17 protein-coding genes are annotated in these 20,066 nt (G+C 31.6%); 3 read left to right on the top strand and 14 right to left on the bottom strand.

Annotated elements, in window-relative coordinates; translation table 11 throughout:
- Positions 1 to 135: 135 nt before the first annotated feature.
- The 12 genes from ABJD66_RS09885 to ABJD66_RS09830 form a co-directional block, all read right to left on the bottom strand.
- Positions 136 to 852, bottom strand: coding sequence for a hypothetical protein (locus ABJD66_RS09885; protein ID WP_348130978.1), 717 nt, complete (start codon positions 850 to 852; stop codon positions 136 to 138).
- A gap of 273 nt (positions 853 to 1,125) precedes the next feature.
- Positions 1,126 to 1,989, bottom strand: coding sequence for a sigma-70 family RNA polymerase sigma factor (locus ABJD66_RS09880; protein ID WP_013620242.1), 864 nt, complete (start codon positions 1,987 to 1,989; stop codon positions 1,126 to 1,128).
- A 236-nt stretch (positions 1,990 to 2,225) separates the two neighbouring features.
- A complete protein-coding gene (locus ABJD66_RS09875; protein ID WP_348130974.1) occupies positions 2,226 to 3,659 on the bottom strand; it encodes a glycosyltransferase family 2 protein in 1,434 nt (477 codons plus the stop codon).
- Between the two features lie 241 nt (positions 3,660 to 3,900).
- On the bottom strand, positions 3,901 to 5,100 hold the full coding sequence (locus ABJD66_RS09870) for a glutamate-5-semialdehyde dehydrogenase (RefSeq protein WP_348130971.1): 1,200 nt from the start codon (positions 5,098 to 5,100) through the stop codon (positions 3,901 to 3,903).
- A gap of 10 nt (positions 5,101 to 5,110) precedes the next feature.
- Positions 5,111 to 5,881, bottom strand: a complete 771-nt coding sequence (proB, locus tag ABJD66_RS09865) for a glutamate 5-kinase (protein ID WP_303545574.1) — start codon at positions 5,879 to 5,881, stop codon at positions 5,111 to 5,113.
- 2 nt (positions 5,882 to 5,883) lie between these two features.
- Positions 5,884 to 6,690, bottom strand: coding sequence for a pyrroline-5-carboxylate reductase (gene proC / locus ABJD66_RS09860; RefSeq protein WP_100895016.1), 807 nt, complete (start codon positions 6,688 to 6,690; stop codon positions 5,884 to 5,886).
- 324 nt (positions 6,691 to 7,014) lie between these two features.
- The gene (locus tag ABJD66_RS09855; protein WP_348130967.1) at positions 7,015 to 7,722 is read right to left on the bottom strand and encodes a hypothetical protein; all 708 of its coding nucleotides are present in this window, start codon (positions 7,720 to 7,722) and stop codon (positions 7,015 to 7,017) included.
- Positions 7,723 to 7,876: 154 nt separating this feature from the next.
- Positions 7,877 to 10,123: a polyribonucleotide nucleotidyltransferase gene (locus ABJD66_RS09850; protein ID WP_100895018.1), complete on the bottom strand. Its 2,247-nt coding sequence runs from the start codon at positions 10,121 to 10,123 to the stop codon at positions 7,877 to 7,879.
- A 220-nt stretch (positions 10,124 to 10,343) separates the two neighbouring features.
- Entirely contained in the window at positions 10,344 to 10,613 is a 270-nt protein-coding gene (gene rpsO / locus ABJD66_RS09845; protein WP_072305038.1) for a 30S ribosomal protein S15, read from the bottom strand.
- Positions 10,614 to 10,873: 260 nt separating this feature from the next.
- Positions 10,874 to 11,752 (bottom strand): acetyl-CoA carboxylase, carboxyltransferase subunit beta, encoded by an 879-nt coding sequence (gene accD / locus ABJD66_RS09840; protein ID WP_100895019.1) that lies wholly within the window; start codon positions 11,750 to 11,752, stop codon positions 10,874 to 10,876.
- Positions 11,753 to 11,784: 32 nt separating this feature from the next.
- On the bottom strand, positions 11,785 to 12,852 hold the full coding sequence (fbaA, locus tag ABJD66_RS09835; protein WP_100895020.1) for a class II fructose-bisphosphate aldolase: 1,068 nt from the start codon (positions 12,850 to 12,852) through the stop codon (positions 11,785 to 11,787).
- A 58-nt stretch (positions 12,853 to 12,910) separates the two neighbouring features.
- On the bottom strand, positions 12,911 to 15,487 hold the full coding sequence (locus ABJD66_RS09830) for a BamA/TamA family outer membrane protein (RefSeq protein ID WP_348130981.1): 2,577 nt from the start codon (positions 15,485 to 15,487) through the stop codon (positions 12,911 to 12,913).
- A gap of 24 nt (positions 15,488 to 15,511) precedes the next feature.
- Between ABJD66_RS09830 and ABJD66_RS09825 the strand changes: the two genes are divergently transcribed.
- Positions 15,512 to 16,240, top strand: coding sequence for an RNA methyltransferase (locus ABJD66_RS09825; RefSeq protein WP_348130962.1), 729 nt, complete (start codon positions 15,512 to 15,514; stop codon positions 16,238 to 16,240).
- 5 nt (positions 16,241 to 16,245) lie between these two features.
- On the opposite strand, the gene ABJD66_RS09820 is transcribed toward ABJD66_RS09825, so the two are convergent.
- Both ABJD66_RS09820 and ubiE read right to left on the bottom strand, forming a co-directional pair.
- Positions 16,246 to 16,941, bottom strand: a complete 696-nt coding sequence (locus ABJD66_RS09820; protein ID WP_348130959.1) for a porin family protein — start codon at positions 16,939 to 16,941, stop codon at positions 16,246 to 16,248.
- A gap of 14 nt (positions 16,942 to 16,955) precedes the next feature.
- A complete protein-coding gene (gene ubiE / locus ABJD66_RS09815; protein WP_303545553.1) occupies positions 16,956 to 17,684 on the bottom strand; it encodes a bifunctional demethylmenaquinone methyltransferase/2-methoxy-6-polyprenyl-1,4-benzoquinol methylase UbiE in 729 nt (242 codons plus the stop codon).
- Positions 17,685 to 17,971: 287 nt separating this feature from the next.
- Here ubiE and trkA point away from each other — a divergent pair, with 287 nt between their 5' ends.
- Entirely contained in the window at positions 17,972 to 19,321 is a 1,350-nt protein-coding gene (gene trkA, locus ABJD66_RS09810) for a Trk system potassium transporter TrkA (protein WP_303545550.1), read from the top strand.
- Position 19,322: 1 nt separating this feature from the next.
- Positions 19,323 to 20,066, top strand: a 744-nt coding sequence (locus ABJD66_RS09805) for a potassium transporter TrkG (protein ID WP_348130955.1), incomplete at its 3' end; no start/stop codon positions are given.

Genomic DNA, 20,066 nt, shown 5'->3' with positions numbered 1-20,066 from the left:
TTTATACCCTAAAATCAAAGATTACAAATTATAAACTGCTTTGTATGCGCTATACAAACAATACTTTATAGCATTGATTAGATTATACCAAACACAATAAAAGTCCTAGAAGCTAACTTCTAGGACTTTTGTTGTTTATATGGGGTTGTAGTGAGTAATATCTAAGTTATCACTTAAAAGATCTACAAAACCGTAGTGTAGTTTGTCTTGGGGAGTAGTTAGTGCGCCATCTTTGTTTATATCGACTAAAGTATTAAAATAAAGACGTTGTTTATTTAATGTGAATTTATATTGGTGTACAATATCTTTAGTAGTTAATGACAGACGTTTAAATTTACTACCGTCTATATAACTTATATATAGAGTAGCTTCATCTTTATGATCTATTTGCTTGTCATAATTGGTGTCTGTATCTGTAATAGAATAGAGTAGAATTTCTTTATTTGTTTCGTTATAAATATCTCTTAAAAAGGTTATACTGGTAATTTTTATATCTTTTGATGATAACGCAATTAATTTGTTTGTGTTTAATGCTTCAAACTTTAAATTAACGATGTTACCGTTGATTACATCTCCATACTGACTAATTCCTTGATTAATGATATTATTGTTCTTGTATGAGCTTCTGTTTATATATTTTTCAGAATCTTTATCAATAGAAATAATTGGATGTATTAGTATTTGAGTTGTTATTGAATCTATCTGAAATGGCAAGTCAGCTATTTTTTTATTTTCAGAATTAATAATTTCTTGCTGATTGCTTTTTAGTTCTGTTTGCTTTTCTATGACCTTCTTGTCACAAGAGGATATTAAAAGTGTAAGCATTAATGTTGAAGTGATGATCTTTTTCATAAGTTGTGAGTTAAATTTTGATAAACTTAAATCAAACTATAGAAAATAAAAATAGGGAATGAGTAAACGATGCGTTTTGTTTAGTTAACTCTATGTTAGGTATATAAATTGAAAAACTCCGGTAATCAGCCGGAGTTCATTCATCAATCAAAAAACGAACAGTCATGATAAACTGTTGTTACAGTTCACAAATTACAATTTTTATACCAAAAAGACAACTACTGTTGTTATGTGTTGTTAAAAAAATGATTTGCGCTTCTAAACCGTTATGGTTTATCCAAGATATGTTTTTAATATTTTGCTTCTAGAAGTATGTTTAAGCCTCCTAATAGCTTTTTCTTTAATTTGTCTTACTCTTTCTCTAGTTAAATCAAAAGTCTCTCCTATTTCTTCTAAAGTCATAGAGTGTTGCTCTGCTAAACCAAAGTATAAACGTATAACGTCTGCTTCTCTTGGTGTTAGTGTTTCTAATGCTCTTTCTATTTCTGTACGTAGAGATTCAATTAATAACTCTCTATCTGGATTAGGAGACTCGCCACTGCGCAATACATCATATAAGTTAGAATCTTCACCATCAATTAATGGAGCATCCATTGATACGTGACGACCAGAATTTTTTAAAGACTGCTTTACATCTTCAATAGTCATATCTAATTCCTTAGCTATCTCTTCTGCAGATGGCTTGCGCTCATGTGCTTGTTCTAAGAAAGCAAAAGTTTTATTAATCTTATTTATAGATCCAATTTTATTTAATGGTAAACGTACAATACGAGATTGCTCAGCTAATGCTTGTAATATAGATTGACGAATCCACCAAACAGCATAAGAGATAAATTTAAATCCACGAGTTTCATCAAAACGTTGTGCAGCTTTAATAAGACCTAAATTACCTTCATTAATTAAATCTGGTAACGTTAAACCTTGATTTTGGTATTGCTTAGCAACAGAAACTACGAACCTAAGGTTTGCTTTAGTTAATTTTTCTAAGGCTACTTGGTCTCCCGCTTTAATACGCTGTGCTAATTCTACTTCTTCATCGGCAGTAATTAAATCTACTTTACCAATTTCCTGTAAATATTTATCTAGCGATGCGGTTTCCCTGTTGGTAACCTGTTTTGTAATTTTAAGCTGTCTCATTGAATATATAATTTACGCGCAACCAAAGGGCTGCATATACTTATACGCAGAAAAACAAGAAATGTTACATTTTGGTAATGTTAATTTTATCTTTTTCTTATTAATTCGTCGAAATAAACACTTTAACCTTATAAAATGTCTACTTTTTTTTTCTAATGTGTTAATATTCAGATATAAAAAAAGTAGATATATGATGTATATATCTACTTTTTAAAATTATTTTTAGTCCTTTAAAACTATTTTTTTTCTGCTAATCCACGAGTTAGCCAACCTCTTCTACTTGCTGTTGCTATTGCATAAGGAGTAATCCAGAATAAGCCAAACGTGTATAGGATACTATATGTATAAGCCCATAAAGATTCTTGTGGCTTGTACTTGTTAGAATAAAATATAACAGAGAAAGTAGATAAAATTAGTATGCTAAATAACGTAGAGCTTAAAAATAATAGTGGATGCGTTGCTACAAAGAATAACATAAATATTAAAAATGGGTAGCTCATTATTATTTTTATAGATTGATTTAAAAACAACAATCTAGAACCAGCTTTAGATTCTTTTCTAAAGTTTGTAAATACATATTTAGCCATTTCTATGTTTTCACGTACATTACTTCTTCCCCATCTAATAAACATTTTGTAAAGTCCTTTGTATTTTTCTGGCACGTTAGTGTATGCATTTGCGTTTCTTTGAAAAAGTACGTGGTTACCTTCTTTTAAAATCATATTTGTCATAGCTCTATCTTCTCCAATATCCGATGGTTTTCCCATAAAAGTTTGGTTAATCCACTTTGGTAATATTTTAAAAACAGCAGAACTACGGTAAGCAGCCAATGCTCCTGGCGTACATAAAACAGAATTTAATGTGCTTTCTGCAGAACGTACAAACTCAAAACTTAAAACAAAACTAACATCTAACATTTTTGGTATTAGTGCTTTAGCTTTATTTAATACTCTAATGTTACCTGCAACAGCACCTACTTTATCATTAACAACAAATGGGCTAACTAAATTACGTAGTGTATCTGCGTCTACTATAGAATCACTATCTACAGTAACAAAAACATCTCCTGTACCTATATTAAAACCACGATATAAAGCGTGTCTTTTTCCTTTATTTTCTGGTTGTTGGTATATTTCTACACTATCACCTAACCTTTGTTTTGCTTTTTGCATCCAATCCCAAGTGTCATCTGCACTACCATCATCAATAGAAATTAACTGTAATTTTTGTTTAGGGAAATCACTATTTGTTAAGCTAACTAAAGTATCATACACCTGTTTACCTTCATTATAAGCAGGAACTATAACTGTAACTGTTGGTAATTTATCATCAGAAACAGACTCAATAGGTTTATATTTAAAATATCTGTAAAGCACAAATAAGAAAAAAGCAACTTTAAAAACCAATAGGGTAGTGGCAATGCCCATAAATATTAATCCAAAAGTAGAATTTGTTCTGTCTTGGTTAAATTGAAGGAAATCGTTTTGAAAAGTTACCATATAGTAAATAGACCCCAGTAATAATAAAAATGTAGTAGTTAATACTAATATGGCTAATGAATTATTTACTTTTGAAGCACTTACTTTTTCGTCTACAGATGTTTTAAAATCCTGAAAAATAGTAGCAGTCTTTTGATATGAAGTTTTTAATAGCATAGGTATAGTGTTCATAATTGTTATAGTTTATTAACTCTGTTCTCTCTTAGTTTTACGAACGCAATGCCATTTTAGATTTTTCTATTTTTTTATTTATGAATATCTTAAGAAAAAGATTGTATTTGACTTTAAAATGTTAAAGACTTGTTAAAGAATGAAGAATTTGATATTGTTTTATTTTTGTAAAAGCAAAAAAGAGACTGTTTCTAATATTAGAAATAGTCTCTTTTTATTGAGGTAAACCTATGTTTTATGCCTATTCTCTTATGTGTCCGTCTCCAAAGACATAATATTTATTAGTTACCAATTGTTTTAATCCAAGCGGTCCTCTATGGTGTAATTTATCAGTACTAATTGCAAGCTCAGCACCAACACCCATTTGTCCGCCATCTGTAAATCTGGTTGATGCATTATGGTATACAGCTGCACTGTCTACTTGTTGCATAAATGTATCTGCTTTTTGTTTGTCCTCAGTTAAAATAGCAGCAGAGTGACCGCCAGAGTAAGTATTAATTTTTTTTATAGCATCATCTAAATTGGCAACCTCACCAATAAGAATTTTTAATGATAAAAATTCTTGAGACCAAGTACTATTTTTTTTAATCTCTTGGTTATTGGGTATTATTTTAGACGTTTTGTTATCTGTTATAATACTAACATTTAATTGATCTAATACTTGTTCTAACTCTTTAATTTTAGCCTCGTAATTAGTAATGTTTTTATTAATTAACACTTTATCTAATGAGTTACAACCAGATATTTTATCAGTTTTTGCGTTTACAATTACATTTATTGCTTTAGTCCAGTTTGCATCTTCAGCAACATATAAAAAATTATTACCACGACCACTTACTAAAACAGCACAACTAGCATGTTCTTTTACAAATTTTATTAAACGTTCGCCTCCTCTAGGCACAATTAAATCTAGCTTTTCAGGAGGGTTTTTTAAAAAATCTTGTGTTTCTTCTCTTTTTAAGTGTAAAAGCTTAATCCAGTCTGTAGATACATTATTTTCTTCTAATGCTTTATGCCAACACTTTTCTAGTATGTTGTTACTGTATAGGGCTTCTTTACCTCCTTTTAATAAAATTTTATTATTTGCTTTAAAAGCTAAAACTGCAGCCTCTATTGTAACATCTGGTCTAGACTCATAAATAATAAGTATAGTGCCAAATGGGGCTGTTTTGTTGGTAACTACTAATCCACTATCTAAAGTTAGGCTAGATATTTCTTGATTAACAGGGTCTTCTTGGTTTTTTACTTCTGTAATAGCTTTAATCATTCCGTCTATTTTGCTATTGTTAACTATTAAACGGTCTAAAAGCGCTTGATCTTCTTTGTTAAAAGCTTCAATATCTTTTTTATTCTCTTCTAGAATTTTTTCTCTGTCATTATCAATAACTTTAATCATTGACTCTAGAACGTCATTTTTTATTTTGGAGCTTAATAATTTCATATTTTTTATTTTAATGAATAAATTTTGTTCCTATTTTTTTGTTATCAATAATATCTACAATAACATTTTGTTTTTTACCATTTGCTATGTAAGTAGGAATCTCTTTTTTAGCGGTGCTTTTAGCTATTTTTAATTTTGAAGCCATACCACCACGGCCTTCTCCTTCTTTTTTTCCACTTGCTTTAACATATTGTTCTACATCTTGGTCATGTGTAACTTGGCTAATTTTTTTAGAGTTTTTATCGTCTGGGTGTCCAGTATACAAGCCATCTGTATCTGATAAAATAATAAGTCTATCAGCATCTATTAACTCGGCAACTAAGCTTGCTAATTCATCATTGTCAGAAAACATAGACATTGTTACAGAAACAGCATCATCTTCATTGGCAATTGGTATTATGCCTTCAGACAATAAACCTTCATAACAGTTAATCATATTGTCCCTATGTATTCCTAAATCAAAATCTCTTTTAGTTGCTAATACCTGTGCACATCGCATACCGTAATCACTAAAAAGACTGTAATAGTGCCTCATTAATCTTGGTTGACCAACAGAAGAGTACACTTGTCTTCTTGTAGATTTGTCTGTTATATTAGTTTCTCCTAATATTTCTTTTCCTGCAATTGCAGATCCAGATGATACCAACACAACCATAATATCTCTTTCGTATAAAACAGAAATTTGGCGTACAAGTTCTTTTAAAATTGGCCCTAAAATTCTATTGTCCTTATTTGTAAGTACGTTAGTACCTACTTTTACAACTACTCTTTTTACTTCCATTTTTATTTTTCTTTACCCATTTCTATGGCTCTATTAAATGCGGCGTAAGCAGCATCTTGTATAAGCTGTTTTACATTGTTGTCTTCCATAGAGTCTATTGCAGCTTGGGTTGTACCACCTTTGGAAGCAACACGATCTATCCATTTTTTAGGTGATATGTCATTTTGGTTAAATAGTTCTATAGCGCCTTCAAAAGTGCTACTCACAAGAACTTTAGAATCATAGTCTGAGAATCCCATTTTTAAAGCAGCCTCTAACATAGATTGCATAAAATAAAATACATAGGCAGGTCCGCTACCAGAAATACCTGTAGAAGCGTCTATAAAATTTTCTGTTTTAACGTGAATTGATGTTCCGGTAGTGTCTAACAAATTACGAACCATTAATAGTTCTATTTTAGAAACATCTTTAGATTCTGTGTACGATGTAACCCCTTTACCAACTTGTGCCGGTAAATTAGGCATTGTACGTATTACTTTGGTTATAGCTAACCTCTCTTGAATAGATTGTATAGTAACCCCAGCCATTAAGGATACAATTATTTGCTGATTGTTAAGCATAGTTTTCATTTTAGCAAACAAATCATCACTATGAAAAGGCTTTACAGCAATAAAAATTAAATCAGATTGTGGTAAACAATCTTCTAGGCTTTTAAAAACATTAAATGCTGGATTTTCTCTAAGAGTTTCAATTTTTTTTGGATCGGTGTCGTAAATTCTAAGTTTGTGTTTGTTTAAAAGTGGAGATTTAGACATACCTTCTGAGTATGTTAATCCCATATTACCTGCACCAATTACTAATACTTTCATTTTTTGTATATATTGTTTTATATACACTTAATGGCACAAGGACTATGCGAGAGTCCAGATAACAAAATCTAATTTTAAGGAATCATTAATCTGTTAATGATATACATTTAGATTGTGATGTTGTTAATTGATATGCAAAATGTTTGAAATATTTTAAATTTGAAGTTTGATTTTGATGATTTAGAGGTGACAGACTGTCGCGTAAAAATGACTGTTTTGAATAAAAAATGACTGTTTTATATGAAAAAAGCCTTAAAATATTAATTTTAAGGCTTTTTTTTGAGTTTTTTAACTTGTTTAGCAAACGCTATTTTTTGCTTATACTTACATTTTAGAGGTGATTGAAACACCATTGTTTTCTTGAGCTAAAGTCCTCATAAAGTTTAAGTCTGCATCTTCACCAAAAGCAATAGTATGTATAATAATATTGTTGGTATTTACTTTTTTAATTTCTTCTAATACAGATTCTGGCCCGCTGTTAGGTAAGCCGTCACTCATTAAAACAATTTCTTGCACGTCTGTCGTAGATAATGCTTCTAGCAAACCTTCTAGCGTATTGGTGCCTCCGTTAGCTTTTAAATTTTGAACAAAAATGTTTGATGATGTTCTAGAAGTGTTACTTGCAACCCTAAATCCTGTAGCTTGTTTTGTAACATCATTATTAAAAGTAAAAACAACAAATTTTTTGCCATCTGGTAAACCTTTAATAGCAGGTATTAATTTGCGTTTTACAGCGCCTAATTTTGTAGCTTCTTTGGTTACTTGCTTACCTAGTAAATTTCCAATTTTACCACCAATAACTTTACTCACCTGATTGCCTGCTTTGTTACCAGCTTCTCTCATTACTTGATCTTTTATAGAGCCTTCATCTATACCTTCCATACTTCCAGATACATCTATAAGATACAAAGTGTTAAGGTTAGAGGTTTCAATTCCAAAAAAGTCATTAGATTTTTTAGCAACGTAACAAGACTGTAATAGTGTACAGGTAATTAGTAGTGTTAATGCGGCTAGTGTTCTTCTTGTTTTCATTTTATGCTATTTTATATTGATAAGCTAAAGTACTATTATTTTGTGTTTGTAACTTTAAAAGTATAAGTTTTAAATGCTATTTGGAAAATTTAGGATAAAAAAAGCCCAACAAATTTAAATTGTTGGGCTTTTGTTATTTTGAGAAAACTAAAAATTAATCTTCTTTTTTATCTTCTCTAGGTTTGCGATCGTCACGACGATTGTCACGTCCACGATTATCCCTACCTCTGTTGTCATTACGTCCTTTATTTTCTCTAGGAGCTCTTTCTACATAACCTTCTGGTTTAGGTAATAAAGCTTTTCTAGATACTTTTTCTTTACGTGTTCTTGGGTCTACACCAAAGTATTTTACATCAAAAACGTCACCCATATTTACAACATCAGTAACATTTTCTGTACGCTCCCAAGCTAACTCAGATACGTGTAATAAAACTTCGTTTCCTGGAGCTTCTGTATATTCTACAACAGCACCAAAATCTAACATTTTAATTACTTTTACTTCGTATACACTACCTTTTTCTGGCTTAAACAGTAAAGAGTCAATTTTAGCTAAAACAGCATCAATACCATCTTGTCCTGTACCTAAAATTTCTACAACACCTTCTTCAGTAACAGGATCTTCATTGATAACAATAGTTGTACCTGTTTCTTTTTGAAGCTCTTGAATAACTTTACCACCTGGACCAATTAATGCACCAATAAATTCGTTAGGAATTCTTCTAGTGATCATTTTTGGTGAGTGAGACTTAACATCTCCTGCAGGAGCAGAAATAGTATCTGTTAATTTTCCTAAGATATGTAAACGACCATCACGAGCTTGTTTTAAAGCGTTTACAAGAATTTCATAAGAAAGACCTTTTACTTTAATATCCATTTGGCAAGCAGTAATACCGTCTGCAGTACCAGTAACTTTAAAGTCCATATCTCCTAAGTGATCTTCATCACCTAAAATATCAGATAATACAGCGTATTTACCTGTTTCTGCATCAGAAATTAATCCCATAGCAATACCAGAAACCGGCTTTTTAAGTTGTACACCCGCATCCATTAATGCCATTGTACCAGCACAAACAGTTGCCATAGAAGAAGAACCGTTAGATTCTAATACTTCAGATACTACACGTACAGTGTAAGGACAATCTGCAGGAACCATATTTTTTAAAGCACGTTGTGCTAAATTACCGTGACCAACCTCACGACGAGAAGTACCTCTTAAAGGACGTGCCTCACCAGTTGAGAAAGGAGGGAAGTTGTAATGTAAATAAAAACGCTCTTCACCTTCGTAAGATGGCATATCTATTTGGTTTGCTTCTCTAGATGTACCTAAAGTAACTGTTGCTAATGCTTGAGTTTCTCCACGTGTAAAAATAGAAGAACCGTGGGTAGATGGTAGGTAGTCTACCTCACACCAGATTGGTCTAATTTCATCAGTCTTACGACCATCTAAACGTAAACCTTCATCTAAAGTTAAGTTACGTATTGCAGCTTTTTCTGCCTTAGCATAATATTTAGATACCAAGCCACCGTAATCTGCTAATTCTTCTTCAGAAAAAGTAGCTTTAATTTCTTCTTTAATTTCGCCAAAAGCAGTAGTTCTCTCGTGTTTAGAAGAACCAGCCTTAGCTACAGCATATACTTTGTCATATGCCATATCATGAATTTTCTTTGCTAAATCATCATCAGATCTTTCAGCATCATATTCACGTGTATCTTTTTTACCAAATGCCTCAGCTAATTTTACTTGAGCTGCACATTGTGCTTTAATAGCTTCATGAGCAAATTTAATAGCTTCTGCCATTTCCTCTTCAGAAATTTCTAGCATTTCACCTTCTACCATCATTACAGAGTCAGCAGAAGCACCAATCATCATATCAATGTCAGATTCTTCTAATTGAGCTCTAGTTGGGTTAATGATAAACTCACCATTAATACGACCAACTCTTGCTTCAGAAATAGGAGTTTCAAAAGGCACATCTGATAACTGAATAGCAGCAGAAGCAGCTAAACCAGCCATAGCGTCTGGCATTACGTTTTCGTCATGAGACATTAACTGTATCATAACTTGAGTTTCTGCATGGTAATCTTTTGGGAAAAGTGGACGTAAAACACGGTCTACTAAACGCATAGTTAAAACTTCACCATCACTAGGTCTTGCTTCTCTTTTAAAGAAACCTCCTGGGTAACGACCTGCGGAAGCAAACTTTTCACGGTAATCTACCGTTAAAGGAAGAAAATCTACATCACTTTGTTTGTAGTTAGATACTAACGTACACAGTAACATACAATTTCCAGATTGAACAACAACAGAACCGTGGGCCTGTTTTGCTAATTTTCCGGTTTCAATAGAAATTTCTCTACCGTCCCCAAGGTCTATGACCTCTTTAAATACTTTTGGAATCATAAATTTTTTTTAAAGCCTTATATTTTATTTAAGGCTTGTTAAACAATGGTCTTACGTCTTGTTAGACGAGGTGTTGTGTTGTTGTGTTGACCAATGAAAAACTATAAATAAGCTTTTAGTTTGCCTTATACTACTACAAGGTCTTTTAAATTTTAGCTAAGATAATTATTATAAATTAACTGGTATAAAAAAAGGGAAAGCAATGCTTTCCCTTGATGTATTATTTTCTAATACCTAATTCTGCAATAATTGCACGGTAACGTACAATATCTTTTTTGATTAAGTAATCTAGAAGACTTCTTCTTTTACCTACCAACTTAACTAGAGAACGCTCAGTGTTGTAATCTTTGTGATTTCTTCTTAAGTGACCAGTTAAGTGGTTAATTCTGTGTGTAAACAAAGCAATTTGTGCTTCTGCAGTACCAGAATCTTTTTCGTTTTTACCGTGTTTCTTAAAGATTTCGGTTTTTACTTCTTTTGTTAAATACATTCCAATATTTGTTTAATGATTTTTATGTATATGACTGAATCTCAATCAAGCCGCAAATGTACAATTTATTTGTGAGACTTTTATTCTTGAAGAAAATATTTTTTAAACTTTAATAAAGGCATTAATTTTATAAACCATTATAAAGTTTACTAACTACTTTTTTAAGTATTACACAGTTTTAAAAAAATAATCCTTGCTTATATAAACTATTAATAGCGTCTAGAAGCAAGGATTAAAGTATTGTAAAAATCTATTTTGACTTAAGCAGAAATAGGTTTTTGTTTACGAACAGGGTTGTTTTGTATCAAATCTAGATAAAGATTTATTTTTTGTTTTAAATCTCTTCTATGTGTAATAAAATCTAAAAATCCGTGCTCTTTTAAAAATTCTGCAGACTGAAAACCTTCTGGAAGGTCTTTACCTGTAGTATCTTTTACAATTCTAGGACCTGCAAAACCAATTAAGGCTCCAGGCTCAGATATATTAATATCACCTAACATTGCATAAGATGCTGTAGTACCACCAGTTGTTGGGTCTGTACATAAAGAAATGTATGGCAAATTAGCCTCTGCTAGTTGCGCTAACTTAACAGATGTTTTTGCAAGTTGCATAAGAGACAATGCAGCCTCCATCATACGTGCTCCTCCAGATTTTGAAATCATCATAAAAGGAACCTTCTTTTTTATAGCAAAATCTATAGCTCTTGCTATTTTTTCACCAACAACGCTTCCCATAGAGCCACCAATAAAGCTAAAATCCATACAAGCAATAACAATATCACTACCATTAGATTTACCTATTGCAGTTCTAACAGCGTCTTGTAGCCCTGTTTTTTTTTCGGCTGCTTTTAAGCGATCTACATACTTCTTAGTATCTTCAAACTTTAAAGGGTCTTTAGATGATAGTTTTTCGTCTAATTCTTTAAACTTATTATCATCAAAAAGTATTTCAAAATATTCCTTACTTCCTATTCTTACGTGGTAGTCATCTTCTGGACTAACGTAAAAATTCTTTGCTAAAACTTCAGATTCAACAATTTTACCTGTTGGAGATTTATACCACAATCCTTTAGGAGTGTCTTTTTTCTCTTCTGTAGCTGTTTGTATTCCTTTTTCTTTTCTTTTAAACCAAGCCGACATAAAATAATATTAAATTAAGTGGGGATCTTTTATTATAATGTATTTACATTATTAAGATCCTCAAATGCTTTCTTTAAACGTGTACTAAACGTTTTCTCTCCTTCACGAAGCCAAACTCTTGGATCGTAAAACTTTTTATTAGGTACATCTGCACCATCTGGGTTTCCTATTTGTGCTTGTAAATAGTCTTTTTTACCCAAGACATAATCTCTAACACCTTCTAAAAATGCGTATTGTAAATCTGTGTCAATATTCATTTTTATTACTCCGTAACCAATTGCTTCTCTAATTTCTTCTAATGTAGAACCAGATCCTCCGTGAAAAACAAAATCAATATGGTTTTCTTCTACATTGTACTTTTTAGTGATATACTCCTGTGAATTTAATAAAATTTTTGGAGTTAATTTTACATTACCTGGCTTATACACACCGTGTACATTACCAAATGCAGCAGCAATTGTAAACTTAGGGCTTACTTTAGATAGTTCTTCGTAAGCATAAGCAACTTCTTCTGGTTGTGTGTATAGTTTAGAATCATCTACATCAGAATTATCTACACCATCTTCTTCTCCACCAGTAATACCTAATTCAATTTCTAAAGTCATATCCATTTTTGCCATTCTAGCAAGATACTCTTTACAAATTTCTATGTTTTCTTCAATTGGCTCTTCAGATAAATCTATCATATGAGAACTAAATAAAGATTTTCCTGTTTCTTTATAATGTGCTTCACTAGCATCTAATAAACCATCTATCCAAGGTAATAGTTTTTTAGCACAGTGGTCTGTGTGCAAAATAACAGTAGCACCGTAAACTTTTGCTAATTCATGCACGTGTTTTGCACCTGCAACTGCACCAGCAATAGCTGCTTTTTGGTCTTCATTAGATAACCCTTTACCAGCGTTAAATTGAGCACCTCCGTTAGAGAATTGAATAATTACAGGAGCGTTTAAGCTTGCTGCTGTTTCCATAACACTATTAATTGTGTCAGATCCAATTACATTAACTGCAGGTAAGGCAAAGCCTTTTTCTTTTGCGTAGTTAAAAATTTCTTGTACTTGGTCGCCTGTAGCAACTCCAGGTTTAATGTTGTGAGCCATACTTTATGTGTTGGTATTTTATTAGATTAACAAAGCAAAAGTAATAAAATATTTAGGGTTAAAAAGGATAATTAACACCAATGTTTATTGTGGCATTGCTAAAATTATATTCATTAAACCATCTTTTTGATGCTTCTAACTCTGGATTATATGTTTTAAAACCAGTATCTAAACGTAGTACAAAGAATGTAAAATCATACCTTAAACCAAAGCCTGTACCTAATGCTATTTCTTCTAAAGAATTGAAATCTTTAAAGATTGCATCTTCATTTTCTTCGTTATCAAATACGTTCCAAATATTACCTGCATCTGCAAATAAAGCGCCTTTTATACTACCTGCAATAGGGAATCTAAATTCTAAATTTGCTGCAATTTTTAGGTTAGCTTCATTAAAATCATTTAAAGATTGCGTGCTTCCTGGTCCTAAAGAATAGGCGTTCCAGGCACGGTTGTCATTAGAGCCACCGGCAAAGTAACTTTTTGCAAAAGGTATACTGTTAGAGTTGCCATAAGGTACTGCTAACCCTAGAAAACCTCTAAAGGCTAAAACGTTTTGAGACGGAAAACTCCAGTGCTTAATATAGTCAAAATCTGTTTTTATATACTGAGAAAAAGGAACTCCAAAAATCTCTTTATGTCCGTTTTCATTTTTCTTAAATTCTGTAACGCCAGATAATAGAGATAATAAGTTACCAGCACTTTCTACCTTTATTTTAAATTGATGAAAATCATTGTCGTTAACACCATTTCTGCTGTCTTTAGAATAAGAAAAACTTGTAGCAAAAATTAAGTTGTTTTCTGTTAGTCTTTTTTCTCTTTCATCTATACTACTAACCTCTTTATAATCACTAGATGTTGTAGGTATTAAACCTTGGTTTAAAACCTGGTCTATAAAGCCACTTGTACCGGTAGGAATTATTAGTTTTGGGTCAGAATCGCTATCAGATGTTTCAAAAAACGCACTTAAGGCAGGGTTGTCTTGGTAATCATCTGCAATTTTATCTAGTCTGCTGTATGTACTTTGGTATACATTGTAAAACCTACCAGGGTTTAAATTTCTAATAAACTGTACATTTATTAATTCTAAAGAATTTTTTTTAAATTGAGAAGGAGACCAGTTGTATCCTAAAATAGCATTAAAATTTTGCTTATCTAAACCTATGTTTTTCTGAAAATTTGTACCAATTACCATTCTTGTTTGTGGTAACATATAAGGAGGTATAATTTTTTTAGTTTTAAAAGGCATCCATATTCTGGGTACAGTTAAATTAACATCTGCCCCAATTTCGGAGACAGAGTTCTCATTAGGATTGTTAACTTCACTTAAAACACCAACAGAACCACGAGCGGATATACTAAGTGTTTCTGCGCCACCAAAAACATTTTTAATATTTAAAGATGTGCTAAGAGCAGCGCCAAGTCTTTGTATGTTAGAGTGTGTACCTTCTACGTTAGTTTCTAGAGTGTATTTTTTTAAAGGTGATAAATAAATATTTGTATTAAGCTTACTTGTTAAAGTGTCAAAAGTAATGTTAGGGTATTTAAACGTATTTAAATTACTTATTTGTTTGTACGTTCTAGACTTATTTATTTCTCTGTAAATACTATCTTTTTTTATAAAAATGGCATTAGTTATAGCTTTAGGTTTATACTTTAACTTGTCTTTGTAAAAAAGTGTATAGTTGTCATATTTAATAGATTTCATTTTAGAAATATCATCTCCAAAAAAATAATCTGTATAAATATTTATAGTGTCAAACTTGTAAATTTTATATTCTGTTAGTTTATTTTCTCCTCTTTGCTTAAGGTTGCTAATACGTAGCTCAACCTCCATTTTTTTAGAGATTGGTTTTAGTGTACTGTCACTAGGAATGTCATAAATAATAGAGCTTTCTTGAAAATTAAATATTCCTGTATTTCTAAACAAGTTAGTTAAACGCTCTCTTTCTTTATATAAGTTAGAGGCGTTGTATTGTTCGTTTTCTTTTAAAAAAGAGTTTTCAATATTTAAATTGTAGATGGAGTCTAATGTTTTAGAACTGATGGTTTTAGTTATGCTATCTATAATATATGGGTCTCCAAGTTGTAACTTGTAATTAATATGTGCACGCTGTTTTTTATTAATAGAGTCTATTTGGTATGATGATTTAGTGTCAAAATACCCTTTACTATCATAATAAGACTTTAAAAGTTTTGCAGATTTTGCAGATTTAGATGTGTCTATAATTGCAGGAGATTCTCCTATGTTTTTTAACCATTGACTGGCACCTTTTACCATAAAAGATTCTCCTAGGCCATCTACCTGTTTTTTAGATAAAAATTTATTTAAACGTTCTACGCGTTTGGGTTTTTTATGCAACCAAACTTGGTACAAAGAGTCTGGGTTATCTTTAGCCAGGTTGTATAAGTTTAAACGTAATGGATAACCTAATAAATTACTATTTGGTTTTTGAGAAATTAAGCTAAATGCTTCTTCGCTTTTTATTTTTTTACCATCAGCAGTAATGGTGTTTTTTGTTAATAAAAGCTCGTCATCTTCTACTTTTTTTAGCGCATTACAAGATGTTATTGCTATAACTAGCAATAATAAACTTATTTTAGCAAAATGTGTTGTGTTACGTAAGCGCATTTTCATAGAGTTCAAAAATACATTATTTGTATGGTTAGTAAAAGCCAAATAAAATTTATAAAGAATCTACAGCAAAAAAAGTACCGAACAGAACATAAATTGTTTGTAGTAGAAGGGGTAAAGACGGTAAAAGAGTTGGTAAAGGCCAACATAAAGCCTTATGCAATTTATACAACAAGTTCTACTGTTTTAGAGGATGAAAATTTTAAAAGTGAATTAATTTCTACTGCCGATTTAAAAAAAATTAGTGCCTTAAAAACGCCTAATAATATTTTAGCTGTTTTTCATCAACCTAAAGAAAAAGAAATAACACCAAATAATTGGGTTGTTGCTGTTGATGATGTTCGTGATCCTGGAAATTTAGGTACTATAATAAGGTTGTGTGATTGGTTTGGGATAACTAACTTATTTTGTTCTAACCACACTGTAGATTGTTATAATCCAAAAACATTACAAGCAACAATGGGTTCTTTAGCAAGAGTTAATATTGTATATGGTGATTTAGAAGCGTTTTTAAAGTCGACAAAAATGCCCGTTTATGGTGCTTTTATGGACGGAAAAAATGTGTATAAAGAAAGCTTTACAGCAGAGAATGGAGTATTGGTAATGGGTAATGAAGCTAACGGTGTTTCTGTAACAATTGAAAATTTGGTGACTAAAAAAATAAGCATACCACAATTTGGGGCAAAAACTACAGAGAGTTTAAATGTAGCAACAGCAACAGCAATTTTACTAAACGAAATTAGAAGAGGAGCTTAAGGGTGTTACTCAAAAGTAAAGTTTATAAAAATACCTCTTGTTTTCATAGAGTTAATATTTCCTGTCCAAGGACTATTAGGGTCAGCATCTGGTACTAACTCATTGTTAATAGCAAAAACACCTCTAATAGAAGGCGAAAATTTAAAGTACTCCAGGTAAAAATCTATTCCAAACCCCATTTCATAATAATAGGTAGCTTTCTTCATTCTAAATGTAGCACTACTATTATCTTCTACACTGTCTTCATTAGCACTTAAGTTCATAGATGTAGATGCTCCACCAATTAAATAAGGTTTCCAGTTTCCAATTCTTCTTGTGCTTACTTTAAGTAAAAGCGGAAAATTAATGTAAGTGCTTTTTATTTCTCTGATGGCATCATTAGCATCGGTAAAACCTCTAAAGCCTAATGTTCTTTTTGTGTAATGTAGGCCAGGTTCAAAACGTAAATCTAAAAATTCATTTAACCTTAGTTCTCCAATTAAACCTACGTTAAATCCCATAGATTTATCAACCAAAACATCACCTAAATCATCTTTATAGTCAAATTTAAAGTCGTATTGGTTAAATCCTAAAAAGTATCCCCAGTTTAAAGGTCGTAAATCTTCGGACTCTAAATTTATTATTGGATCTTCATTAAACTGCGCATTTACAGTGCTAACAGTAATAAATAGGCACAAAAAAAGAAACAGAATTTTTTTCATTAGATTTTCATATCTTATTTAGATGCAACGTAAATGGATGCAACTCCAAAAGTTTGCGGCTTATTCTCTATAGATATAAACCCATTTTTTTGTAAAATATTGTTGAATTCTTTTCCATGCGGAAAAATAGATGCAGATTCTGATAAATAAGAGTATGCAGTACGGTCTTTAGAGAACATTTTACCAATAGTAGGTAGTATGTATTTTGTGTAAAATTTATAACCTTGTTTAAAAGGTGTTTTTGTAGGTACAGAGGTTTCTAAAACAACAAAAGTTCCTTTAGGTTTTAATACGCGTAAAATTTCTGTTAACCCTTTGTCTAAGTTTTCAAAATTACGCACACCAAAGGCAACGGTAATGGCATCAAAAGAGTTATCATCAAAAGGTAAGTTTTCACTATCACCAATAATCATATCTATGGTGCTGTCTAAATTTTTAGCAGCTACTTTTTGTTTGCCAACCTCTAACATACCAGGAGAAATATCTAACCCTGTAATTTTAGTAGCACCCGTTTTTGTAAGGTTAATGGCAAGGTCACCTGTGCCAGTAGCAATATCTAAAATGGTTTTAGGTTTTTTACTTTTTAAAAGATTAACCACTCTATTACGCCATTTAATATCTATTCCAAAAGAAATTACTCTGTTTAACCCATCATAATTCTTAGAAATAGTATCAAACATTTGTGTAACCTGTTCTTTTTTTCCAAGCTCAGAATCTTTGTAAGGAGTAACTTTTTCTGCCATTGTTATTTTTTTTGCAAAGATACTACAAAGGTTACATTTAATGCCTTTTACACTCTTAAAAGAGCTAAAACCAGTAAGTGTGTAATATAAAAGTATATTAAGCGTTAAAAAAAACAGGGTTACAATAGATAAAGTTAACTGCTTATGAAATAAATAAATAAGGTAGCTTTTGTGCAGTTTAAGTTATTAGTTGTTTTTACGTCTAAATAATGACGAATTGTTTAAAATTGAGTAGTTTTGCCCTCCAAAGTTTATTAAGGTAGACTTTGATTTAGTTAAATAAGTTTATGAAGATTATTATAGCGGGTGCAGGAGAGGTTGGCTTTCATTTGGCAAAATTATTGTCTTTTGAGTCACAAGATATTACCTTAATAGATACCTATAAAGAGAGTTTAGCGTACGCAGACAGTCACTTAGATATTCGTGTTTTAAGGGGTGATGCTACATCTATTGCGGTTTTAAAAGATGCACAGGTTGAAAAATCTGATCTTGTAATTGGTGTTACATCATCAGAAACTACTAATCTAACACTTTGCATTTTAGCTAAGCAACTAGGTTGTAAGCGTACTATTGCACGTATTTCTAACACAGAATTTATAAGAAATAAAGAAGAGCTTAACTTTGAGAAATTAGGAGTAGATGAACTTATTTCTCCAGAGGAGCTTGCGGCAACAGAAATACAATTGTTGTTAAATCAATCTGCTTTTAACGAAAGTTATGAGTTTGAGGATGGTGCATTAATAATGATTGGTGTGTCATTACCAAAATCGGCACCATTTGTTGGTAAAATGGTTAAAGAAGCTGCTCGTATTTTTCCTGAATTAAACTTTATGCCTATAGCAATACAGCGTGTAGGTACGCAGTACACCATTATACCAAGAGGTGATACTGAGTTTATGAAAGGAGATCAAGTATATTTTATAACCTCTAAAGAAGGTTTAGATGATTTATTGAAGCTTACCGGTAAAGAAAAGAAGCAAATTAAAAACGTGATGATTCACGGTGGTAGCAAGCTTGGCTATAAAGCTGCTCGTGATTTATGCGGAAAAAGGTTTAACGTTAAGCTTATAGAAAAAGATAAAGAAAGAGCAATGCAACTTGCAGACGATTTGCCTAATGCTTTAGTAATTAATGCAGATGGGAGAATTGTTGAGGTTTTAGAGGAAGAAAACTTGGATGCTATGGACGCATTTATATCTGTTACTTCAAATTCAGAAACCAATATTATGTCTTGTTTGGTTGCCAAATCTAGAAACATTAAAAAAACAATTGCCTTGGTAGAAAATATGGATTATTTTCAGCTATCGCATACTATTGGTATTGATACATTAATCAATAAAAAACTTTTAGCAGCCAATAATATATTTAAACATATTAGGCGTGGAGAAGTTGTGGCAATGACGCGTTTAAACAACCTTAATGCAGAAATTTTAGAGTTTGTTGTAAAAGACTGTTCTGCCGTTAATGGTAAAATTATTAAAGAGTTAGATTTTCCTAGATCAGCAACCATTGGTGGTGTTGTTAGAAAAGGCGAAGGTATAATTGCTCTTGGAGATTTTAAAATCTTAGAAGGAGATAGGGTAGTGGTATGTTGTTTACCAAGGTCTATTCCTAAAATTGAAAAGCTTTTCTTGTAAAATGACGCTTAACTACAAAATTATAATACACATAATGGGTTTGTTACTACTTTGTAACGGAGCATTTATGGGGTTGTCTGCAGGTATTAGTGCTATATATAAAGATGGTGCTACATTAGAAATTACAATGGCTGCTTTGGTTACCTTGGCTGCTGGTGCTATGGCAATGCTTGGTACTAGAGGTCACAAAAAAGAGGTAAAAAGAAAAGAAGGATATTTAATTGTAACTTTTGGTTGGATAGTTATGTCGCTTTCAGGAGTTTTACCATACCTTTTTACAGAATCTATACCTAGTTTTACCAATGCTTTTTTTGAAACTGTCTCTGGTTATACGACCACAGGAGCTACTATTTTAAATGATATAGAAGTTTTACCAGAAGGCATTCTGTTTTGGCGAAGCTTAACACACTGGATTGGTGGTATGGGTATTATTGTTTTAGCAATTGCAATTTTACCAATTTTAGGTATTGGTGGTATGCAGTTGTTTTCTGCAGAATCTCCTGGTCCAAGTGCAGATAAATTACACCCTCGTATTACAGATACGGCAAAAAGACTTTGGTATATTTATGTTGGTTATACAGTTGCAGAAACTATTTTATTGAAGTTGGCAGGAATGTCTTTTTTTGATGCCATAAACCACTCTTTAGCAACATTGTCTACAGGAGGTTTTTCTACTAAAAATGCAAGTTTAGCGTATTGGAATAACGATCCTTTGATACAATATATAGTTATTTTATTTATGTTT

It is taken from the genome of Cellulophaga sp. (genome assembly GCF_039943695.1).
Taxonomy (GTDB): Bacteria; Bacteroidota; Bacteroidia; order Flavobacteriales; family Flavobacteriaceae; genus Cellulophaga.
This window is presented reverse-complemented; position numbering and strand designations above follow the sequence as displayed.

Bases quoted from the DNA above. Each gene is read 5' to 3' on its own strand.
- trkA (WP_303545550.1), top strand. From the start codon at position 17,972: ATGAAGATTATTATAGCGGGTGCAGGAGAGGTTGGCTTTCATTTGGCA.
- ABJD66_RS09830 (WP_348130981.1), bottom strand. From the start codon at position 15,487: ATGAAAATGCGCTTACGTAACACAACACATTTTGCTAAAATAAGTTTA.
- ABJD66_RS09875 (WP_348130974.1), bottom strand. From the start codon at position 3,659: ATGAACACTATACCTATGCTATTAAAAACTTCATATCAAAAGACTGCT.
- ABJD66_RS09820 (WP_348130959.1), bottom strand. From the start codon at position 16,941: ATGAAAAAAATTCTGTTTCTTTTTTTGTGCCTATTTATTACTGTTAGC.
- ABJD66_RS09855 (WP_348130967.1), bottom strand. From the start codon at position 7,722: ATGAAAACAAGAAGAACACTAGCCGCATTAACACTACTAATTACCTGT.
- ABJD66_RS09870 (WP_348130971.1), bottom strand. From the start codon at position 5,100: ATGAAATTATTAAGCTCCAAAATAAAAAATGACGTTCTAGAGTCAATG.
- accD (WP_100895019.1), bottom strand. From the start codon at position 11,752: ATGTCGGCTTGGTTTAAAAGAAAAGAAAAAGGAATACAAACAGCTACA.
- fbaA (WP_100895020.1), bottom strand. From the start codon at position 12,852: ATGGCTCACAACATTAAACCTGGAGTTGCTACAGGCGACCAAGTACAA.
- proC (WP_100895016.1), bottom strand. From the start codon at position 6,690: ATGAAAGTATTAGTAATTGGTGCAGGTAATATGGGATTAACATACTCA.
- ABJD66_RS09885 (WP_348130978.1), bottom strand. From the start codon at position 852: ATGAAAAAGATCATCACTTCAACATTAATGCTTACACTTTTAATATCC.
- ABJD66_RS09880 (WP_013620242.1), bottom strand. From the start codon at position 1,989: ATGAGACAGCTTAAAATTACAAAACAGGTTACCAACAGGGAAACCGCA.
- ABJD66_RS09850 (WP_100895018.1), bottom strand. From the start codon at position 10,123: ATGATTCCAAAAGTATTTAAAGAGGTCATAGACCTTGGGGACGGTAGA.
- ubiE (WP_303545553.1), bottom strand. From the start codon at position 17,684: ATGGCAGAAAAAGTTACTCCTTACAAAGATTCTGAGCTTGGAAAAAAA.
- proB (WP_303545574.1), bottom strand. From the start codon at position 5,881: ATGGAAGTAAAAAGAGTAGTTGTAAAAGTAGGTACTAACGTACTTACA.
- rpsO (WP_072305038.1), bottom strand. From the start codon at position 10,613: ATGTATTTAACAAAAGAAGTAAAAACCGAAATCTTTAAGAAACACGGT.
- ABJD66_RS09825 (WP_348130962.1), top strand. From the start codon at position 15,512: ATGGTTAGTAAAAGCCAAATAAAATTTATAAAGAATCTACAGCAAAAA.